Annotated in this window: 6 protein-coding genes; 3 read left to right on the forward strand and 3 right to left on the reverse strand. The window is 33.9% G+C overall.

Translation table 11 applies throughout. The features are described 5' to 3' along the window. The 3 genes from ACIQ2Z_RS11925 to lgt all read left to right on the forward strand — a co-directional run. The coding region (locus tag ACIQ2Z_RS11925) for a DALR domain-containing protein (RefSeq protein WP_396184382.1) at positions 1-528 on the forward strand (528 nt) is incomplete at its 5' end. Positions 529-685: 157 nt separating this feature from the next. After that, a complete protein-coding gene (yidD, locus tag ACIQ2Z_RS11930; protein ID WP_396184383.1) occupies positions 686-910 on the forward strand; it encodes a membrane protein insertion efficiency factor YidD in 225 nt (74 codons plus the stop codon). 84 nt (positions 911-994) lie between these two features. Further along, a complete protein-coding gene (gene lgt, locus ACIQ2Z_RS11935) occupies positions 995-1,921 on the forward strand; it encodes a prolipoprotein diacylglyceryl transferase (protein ID WP_396184384.1) in 927 nt (308 codons plus the stop codon). Between the two features lie 319 nt (positions 1,922-2,240). Here the strand turns inward: lgt and secDF are convergent, their stop codons facing one another. The 3 genes from secDF to gyrB all read right to left on the reverse strand — a co-directional run bounded on the left by secDF (position 2,241) and on the right by gyrB (position 8,305). After that, a complete protein-coding gene (secDF, locus tag ACIQ2Z_RS11940) occupies positions 2,241-5,210 on the reverse strand; it encodes a protein translocase subunit SecDF (protein ID WP_396184385.1) in 2,970 nt (989 codons plus the stop codon). A gap of 192 nt (positions 5,211-5,402) precedes the next feature. Beyond that, complete coding sequence (mdh, locus tag ACIQ2Z_RS11945) at positions 5,403-6,338, reverse strand: malate dehydrogenase (protein ID WP_396184386.1); 936 nt, start codon at positions 6,336-6,338, stop codon at positions 5,403-5,405. Positions 6,339-6,364: 26 nt separating this feature from the next. Next, positions 6,365-8,305 carry a DNA topoisomerase (ATP-hydrolyzing) subunit B gene (gene gyrB, locus ACIQ2Z_RS11950; protein WP_396184387.1) on the reverse strand — a complete coding sequence of 647 codons (1,941 nt, stop codon included), beginning with the start codon at positions 8,303-8,305 and terminating at the stop codon, positions 6,365-6,367. Positions 8,306-8,602: the final 297 nt, after the last annotated feature.

An 8,602-nucleotide genomic window follows, 5' to 3' on the forward strand; every position in this document is an offset into this window, starting at 1 on the left:
CGCTTTTTTATGCTTCAGGCACATTACAGAAGTATTTTAGATTTTTCTAATGAGGCTATTTTGGGTTCTGAAAAAGGATTCAATCGATTAATGGAAGGAATGGAATTGCTTAAAAATTTAGCTGCAAGTTCTAGTTCAACCTTGGACATTTCCGCTTGGAAAAAAAGTTGTTATGATGCCATGAATGACGATTTTAATACACCTATATTAATTGCACAATTATTTGAAGGCATTCGCTTTGTCAATTTGGTAAATGATGGAAAAGAATCGTTAACCGCCACTGATATTCAAAATTTGACTTCCTCTCTTCATACCTTTGTTTATGATGTATTAGGTATTTCAGACGAAAAAAGTTGTAATGATAACATTGACAAGCTTGAAGGTGTTGTGAATTTAATGATTCAAATGCGAATGGAAGCTCGTGCCAATAAAAACTTTGCTTTATCTGATCAAATTCGAGATCAATTGTTAGCCATTGGTATTCAGTTGAAAGATGGTAAAGAAGGAACTAGTTTTAGCGTAAATTAATAAACCTCCCCCCAACCCCCTCCAAAGGAGGGGGAGACGAGATGTTGAAAATTTATGCTAAATTTGAATAGTGCAAACCATTATAATTCGAAGAAATCAATATAATCCAAAAAATCTGTTTGCTATTCAGTACATATATCATAAAACATGTAAATCAATGTTTAAAAAAATAATTCGTTTCCCTTTTATTTTTTTGATTCGTTTTTATCAAGTAGTCATTTCACCCTTAACTCCGGCAACTTGTCGTTTTGAACCTACTTGTTCCAGTTATTCTCACGAAGCAATTGTTAAACATGGAGTAATAAAAGGAATTTGGCTTGCTGTAAAACGCATTTCAAAATGTCATCCGTGGGGAAAAAGTGGTTATGACCCTGTACCTTAACTCCTACTTTTAAGAATATATTAGCGTATTCAAATTGCAATTTGTAATTTATTCGTTTACATTTACATTAAATATTATATCTATATGGTAACCCAATTTTTAAGTTTTGTTTGGAATCCTTCGGAAGGTTTTGAAATCGGTTCGTTTACAGTTCGTTTTTACAGTTTAATGTTCGTGATTGCTTTTGGCCTAGGTTGGTATATTATGAAATATATTTTCGTCAGAGAAAATGAATCCTTAGAAAAATTAGACAGTCTATTTATATATACCGTTATTGCTACATTAATTGGTGCTCGATTAGGGCATGTTATTTTTTATCAGCCCGAATTATTCAGAGAAGACCCATTAAGCATTTTTCTACCTATCCGGACAAAACCAAGTTTTGAATTTACCGGATTTTCAGGATTAGCCAGTCATGGTGCAGCCATTGCAATCATTCTTTTCATGGTTTACTTCAGTAAAAAAATCATGCATAAATCCCTACTTTGGGTTTTAGACAGAGTTGTTATTCCGGTTGCCAGTGGAGCAGTTTTTGTTAGATTAGGAAATTTTTTCAATTCTGAAATTGTAGGTCATGAAACAACTTCTTCTTTTGGAATTAAATTTGTTCAGGATTTTTATTCTAAAAGACAAGCGGTAGAAAATACACAAATTGCTAATCCGAAAGAAGCCTACAAAGCCATTGCTGAAAACCCACAATTTTCAAATTTATTGGAGGCTGTTCCTGCTAAACATCCATCCCAATTATACGAAGCCATCTTTTATATTATTGTTTTTCTAATCTTATTTTTCATGTATTGGAAAACAGAAGCCCGTAAGAAAGAAGGACTTATTTTCGGAACCTTTATGGTATTACTTTGGTCCGTTCGTTTTGGGGTAGAATATTTAAAAGAAAGTCAAGGCGGTTTTGAATCTTATCCCCTTTTTAATGCCTTAACAACCGGTCAATGGCTTAGTATACCGTTTATATTGATAGGTTTCTATTTTATTTTTAGACCTAAGAAAGTGTAATCTTTTTTATTTATATTTTAAACTAACCGACTTTAATGAGTCGGTTTTTTTATTGGTAACAGTGACACAAAGCATTAGTAGAACTCCAAATAAAAATGGAAGATGTTTTCAATGTTGAAAGATCAGTTAGTCATAACTGACAGGTTACAAAACCTATCAGGTTCAAAACGGAATAAAGGCTATTATTCTATTATTACTTTACTACTATCCCTAATCATAAAGATATAAAACAAGCTATTTTAATTCCAATATAGTTGAAAATGATATCTATAAAAAAACCCGACTTAAGCCGGGTTTTGAATTAGTTATAAAAAAATAATTATTTCTTTTCTTCTCCTTTAAATGCGGCTTTTCTAGCATCTTGTTTGTTAATCGTATCAGCCATAACCGGAGTTGCAATAAACAAAGAAGAATAGGTTCCCACTAAGATACCCACTAAGATTGCAAATACGAATCCACGAATGGTTTCTCCTCCTAAAATAAAGATAGCAAACAATACAATTAATGTTGTTAAAGAGGTATTCACCGTTCTACTTAACGTTGTATTTAATGCTTTATTTACAACATCATTAAAAGTACCTCTTTCATCTTTACCTAAATATTCACGCACACGGTCAAATACAATTACAGTATCATTTAATGAGTAACCGATTACGGTTAGAATTGCTGCAATAAAGGCTTGGTCAATTTCCATGTTAAAGGGCAATACTTTCCAAAATAGTGAGAATACACCCAATACAATAATAACGTCATGAAAAACAGCTAAAACAGCTCCTAAAGAGAACTGCCATTTTCTAAAACTAATCAATAAATAAAGAAATACAATAAACAACGAACCTAATACTGCCCAATATGAATTTGTTTTAATATCTTCTGCAACTGTTGGACCCACTTTAGATGATTGTAATATTCCAAATTCTTTTCCTTCTGAGTTTGTTACAAATTCTTCATAACTAGTTTTTGGAAAATACGATTTTAAACCCTCAAATAATTTTTCATTTACTTCTTTATCTACGCCTTCACTCTCTTCATTAACTTTATACTTAGTAGTGATTTTTAACTGATTACCGGTTCCGAAAGTTTTAGCTTCAACATTAGTACCAAAAGTTTTAGTTAAAGTAGCACTCACTTCACTTGCTACTACTTCTTTTTCAAAACGAACTTGGAATGTTCGACCTCCAACAAAGTCAACTCCTTGATTTAATCCATTTACAAAAAATAAAGATACTAATGAAATAATAACCAAAACACTTGAAATACCATAGGCTAGTTTCTTTTTTGCTAAGAAATCAACATTCATATTTTTAAACCAATTATGCGACATTGATGTAGTAAAGGTTAGATTCTGCTTTTTATTTAAACTCCAGTCTAATAAAATTCTTGTGATAAAAATAGAGGTAAATAAAGAGGTTCCAATACCGATTAATAAAGTAGTTGCAAATCCTTTAATAGGACCTGTACCAAAAACCAATAAGATTAAAGCAGTTAATGCGGTAGTGATGTTCGCATCAAAAATAGAAGACATGGCCCCTTTCCAAGTGAAAGAATAATTAATAGCTTCTTCCAATGTTTTGCCCTCATCTAATTCTTCTTTTGCCCGTTCAAAGATGATTACGTTAGCATCCACGGCCATACCAATGGTTAACACGATACCGGCAATACCAGGCAATGTCAACACAGCCCCTAAACTGGCTAAAATTCCGAATATGAAAAGAATATTTACTAACAATGAAATATTTGCATAAATACCTGCTTTTCCGTAGTATAAAATCATCCATACAACTACAGCTAGCATACCGATAAGAAATGACAACATACCGTTATCAATTGCTTCTTGACCTAAGGAAGGTCCAACCACATCAGATTGAACGATATCAGCCTTAGCTGGCAGCTTACCTGCTCTTAAAACGTTTGATAAATCTTTGGTTTCATCAATAGTGAAATTACCTGAAATTTCAGAACGTCCACCTGCAATTGGTCCTGTTGAAACCCCAGGAGCAGAATAAACGATGTTATCTAATACAATAGCAATATTACTTTTTTGAGTAAAAGCTTTTCCTGTCAATTCTTCCCATTGTTTAGCTCCTTTTCCGTTCATTTGCATTGTTACAGAAGGTTTTCCGAATTGGTCAAAAGAATCACGAGCATCAATTACAACTCCACCACTTATTGGAGCTTGGTTTGTACGGTCAGTTTTTAAAGCATATAATTCAACTGCTTCTACTTTTTCTTTCTTCTCGTTATCAATTGTTGTTGGTTTTCCCCAAACAAAACGAGCATAACGCAATTCAGGAGTCAACAACGCTTTGCTGCTGTCTCTTTTTAAATAACCATTAATTTTAGCTGTATCTTTTGGTGCAAAATAGCCTAAAACCGGACCACCACCATACGACAACATTTTATCAAATAATGGATTATTACCTTTTGTATTGGCTAATGAATCTTTGGCAGTATCTGTTAATAAAGAGTCAATTCCTGTAGAAGTTTTCTCTTTTACATCAACTTTAACTTCAGTTGCTTTTAAGGCTTCATTTACAGAACCCAAATATTGACCAACTTCATCAAATTTGAACGTTTCCCAAAATTCTAATTGAGCTGTACTTTGTAATAATTTTTTAATACGATCAACGTCTTTCGCTCCCGGCAATTCAACAAGAATTCTTCCTGACTCCCCAAGTTGCTGTATATTTGGTTGAGTAACCCCAAATTTATCAATACGTTTTCTAAGTACTTCAAAAGCACTTAAGACCGATTCATTTACTTTTCTTTTGATAACAGCTTTTACTTCATTATCAGTCATTTTCAAATTAATTTCACCATCTAAATTCTTATTAAAGAAAATATCAGGAGAAGATAATTTTACTTTTCCTTTCGATTCTGCATCAAAAGCTTCGAAAAAAGCATCCAAATAGGTTTGGTTTCCTTTTTGATTTCTTGTTGCATCAGCTAAAGCTTTGTTAAAAGTTGGATCTTGCGAGTTATTTGCTAATCCATTCAAAATATCTTTAACAGAAATTTGAAGAATTACGTTAATTCCCCCTTCAAGGTCAAGCCCTTTATTGATTTGTTTGTCTTTAACTTCATTATAGGTATAGTCTGCAAATCCTAAGCTAAATACTTTTTCTCTACCTATAGAGTCTAAATATTTTACTTCTTTCAAAACATCAACCCCTGCAAATGCTTTTGCATCATCTTTAACTTTATTGGCTACAAACGTGAATGAAAGTTGGTAAATACATACCAATGCAAATAAAATTGCGAAAAATTTAATAAGTCCTTTACTCTGCATTATTACTTGAATTAATTAATTTTTGTTGGTTATGGTTTTGATTTACAATACAAAAGAAAACAAGGCAGTTCTTTCGATTTTATAAAACGTGCAAATATATAATTATGAATAGGATTAACCAATTAATTTGTGCATTAATCTCAAAAAAAAAGACTGCAAAAATGCAGTCTCTTTAAATCTATGTTTAAAAAGTTAGGCTAAAACAGATTTTAAATCACCATTCATTGCTCTAACTGCGTCTGCACTTTTAGCAAATTTAGCTTTTTCATCCTCGTTTAGTTTAATATCAACGATTTTTTCAACTCCATTTTTACCTATAATACAAGGTACTCCGATACAAATATCGTTTTGACCATATTCTCCTTCTAAAAATACGGAACAAGGTATCATTTTCTTTTGGTCGTTTAATATACTATCAACTAAATAAGCAACAGAAGCTCCCGGTGCATACCACGCTGATGTTCCTAAAAGAGCTGTTAACGTTGCTCCTCCTACCATTGTATCGGCTGCAACTTTTGTTAATTCATCTGCAGATAAAAATTCTGAAACCGGTACTCCGTTATAAGTAGCCAAACGAGTTAACGGAATCATAGTTGTATCGCCATGTCCACCAATAACCATTCCGGATACATCATTTGCAGGTTTGTTCAAAGCTTGAGATAAATAGCATTTGAAACGTGAACCATCTAAAGCTCCTCCCATTCCGATTATTCTATTTTTAGGTATGCCTGTTGCTTTTAACGTTAAATAAGTCATTGTATCCATTGGGTTCGAAACTACCACAACAATTGCATTAGGTGAATGTTGTAGTAAACTTTCTGCAACAGATTTTACGATTCCTGCATTGATTCCGATTAATTCTTCACGAGTCATACCCGGTTTACGTGGAATTCCTGAAGTAATCACAACTACATCACTTCCCGCAGTTTTTGAATAATCATTTGTACTTCCGGATACTTTTGTATTAAACCCCAAAGTTGTTTGCGTTTGCATAATATCTAACGCTTTTCCTTCAGCAAAACCTTCTCTGATGTCTAATAAAACAATTTCACTGGCAATTCTTCTGTAAGCAATTGCATCGGCACATGTTGCACCTACATTCCCTGCTCCTACAATGGTAACTTTCATTTTTTTAATTTTTAAATAGTTATGATTTAAGCATCGATTTTTGCATAAATAGCATTTTTTTCAATAAATTCTCTTCTAGGCGGAACCTCATCTCCCATTAACATTGAGAAGATTCTATCCGCTTCCGCTAAACTGTCTATAGTTATTTGACGTAAAGTTCTGAAGTTAGGATTCAAAGTAGTGTCCCAAAGTTGCTCCGCATTCATTTCTCCTAAACCTTTATAGCGTTGTATGGCAGCAGACCCACCTAATTTCAAATTAATCATATCACGCTGATCATCATTCCACGCATATTCCTTTTTAGTTCCTTTTTTCACTAAATACAAAGGTGGAGTTGCAATATAAACATGTCCTTGTTCAATCAACTCTTTCATAAATCGGAAGAAGAAGGTTAATATTAAGGTCGAAATGTGACTACCATCCACATCGGCATCACACATGATGACTACTTTGTGGTATCTTAACTTTTCTAAGTTTAATGCTTTTGAATCTTCCGCGGTTCCAATCGTGACACCTAAAGCAGTAAATATATTTCGAATCTCTTCATTTTCAAACACTTTGTGATGCATGGCTTTCTCTACGTTCAAAATCTTACCACGAAGCGGTAAAATGGCCTGAAATGCACGGTCACGACCTTGTTTAGCGGTTCCACCTGCCGAATCTCCCTCAACCAAGAAAATCTCACACTTTTCAGGATCTTGTTCAGAACAATCGGAAAGTTTTCCCGGTAATCCACCGCCGCCTAAAACAGTTTTACGTTGCACCATTTCACGAGCTTTTTTTGCTGCGTGACGAGCTTGGGCTGCCAAGATTACTTTTTGAACAATAATTCTGGCATCATTTGGATTTTCTTCCAAGTAATTCTCCAACATTTCTGCTACCGACTGACTTACCGGTGAAACAACTTCACGGTTCCCCAATTTGGTTTTGGTTTGTCCTTCAAACTGAGGTTCTTGAACTTTTACCGAAATAATGGCGGTTAAACCTTCACGGAAGTCATCTCCGGAAATTTCAAATTTTAATTTGTCTAATAAACCTGAACTGTCGGCATATTTCTTCAACGTACGCGTTAATCCCATACGGAAACCTTGCAAGTGCGTTCCTCCTTCGTGGGTATTGATGTTGTTTACATATGAGAAGATATTCTCCGAATAACTGGTGTTGTAAACCAAAGCCACTTCCACCGGTATCTCCCCTTTTTCATTATCCATGCTAATAACATGTGAAATGATTGGTTCGCGATTTCCATCTAAAAAACGAACAAATTCCTTTAATCCTTCTTTTGAATGGAAAGTTTCGGTTACCAATTCACCTTTGTCATCCAAATGTCTTTTGTCGCACATCGTAATGGTAATTCCTTTATTCAAAAAGGAAAGTTCACGCATACGAGCGGCCAACGTATCATATGAAAATTCGATTGTTTGTGTAAAAATAGAAGTGTCCGGTTTGAAAGTAACCATCGTTCCACGTTTGGTGGTTTCACCAATTTGCTTCACGGGATACATTGCTTTTCCACGTTCGTATTCTTGTTCGTATATTTTTCCATCTCTGAAAACTGTAGCACGTAAATGATCAGAAAGTGCATTCACACAGGATACACCTACTCCGTGTAAACCTCCGGAAACTTTATAAGAATCCTTGTCAAATTTACCTCCGGCACCAATTTTGGTCATTACCACCTCTAAAGCAGAAACACCTTCTTTCTTGTGCATATCAACAGGAATACCCCTACCATTATCTTCTACAGAAACTGAATTATCTTCATTTATAAAAACTGTAATAGTATCACAATGTCCTGCTAACGCCTCATCGATGGAGTTATCTACTACTTCATAAACCAAGTGGTGTAAACCTCTAACTCCTGTATCGCCAATGTACATGGAAGGACGCATTCTCACATGCTCCATACCTTCTAAGGCTTGAATACTATCTGCTGAATAACTATTCTTTTTTATTTCTTCGCTCATATAAATTTAATGCTAAAATGTATTTTTTGTATAACACGCAAATATACGGATTGGCAAGGGATTTTATATAAAAACACATTGGTAAAGTGGATAAGTTATTAACAATATGTTGATTTTTTGGCAAAGCAATCTTCAATTTAGTAATTAGGATTGATCTTATTTTTGCTCGCTAGTAATTAAACAAAAAACACAACCATTTAGTAAGAAAAGTAGTGGTTACTATTGTTTTAAAACGACCGCAATTTCGCAAATTAATTGGATTGTATCATTTGCGAATTTGTGGTTAATAAAAATATT

Source organism: Flavobacterium sp. (assembly GCF_044361015.1).
Taxonomy (GTDB): domain Bacteria; phylum Bacteroidota; class Bacteroidia; order Flavobacteriales; family Flavobacteriaceae; genus Flavobacterium.

Excerpts from the sequence above, each read along its gene's own strand:
- yidD (WP_396184383.1), top strand. The coding sequence starts at position 686 with ATGTTTAAAAAAATAATTCGTTTCCCTTTTATTTTTTTGATTCGTTTT.
- lgt (WP_396184384.1), top strand. The coding sequence starts at position 995 with ATGGTAACCCAATTTTTAAGTTTTGTTTGGAATCCTTCGGAAGGTTTT.
- secDF (WP_396184385.1), bottom strand. The coding sequence starts at position 5,210 with ATGCAGAGTAAAGGACTTATTAAATTTTTCGCAATTTTATTTGCATTG.
- mdh (WP_396184386.1), bottom strand. The coding sequence starts at position 6,338 with ATGAAAGTTACCATTGTAGGAGCAGGGAATGTAGGTGCAACATGTGCC.
- gyrB (WP_396184387.1), bottom strand. The coding sequence starts at position 8,305 with ATGAGCGAAGAAATAAAAAAGAATAGTTATTCAGCAGATAGTATTCAA.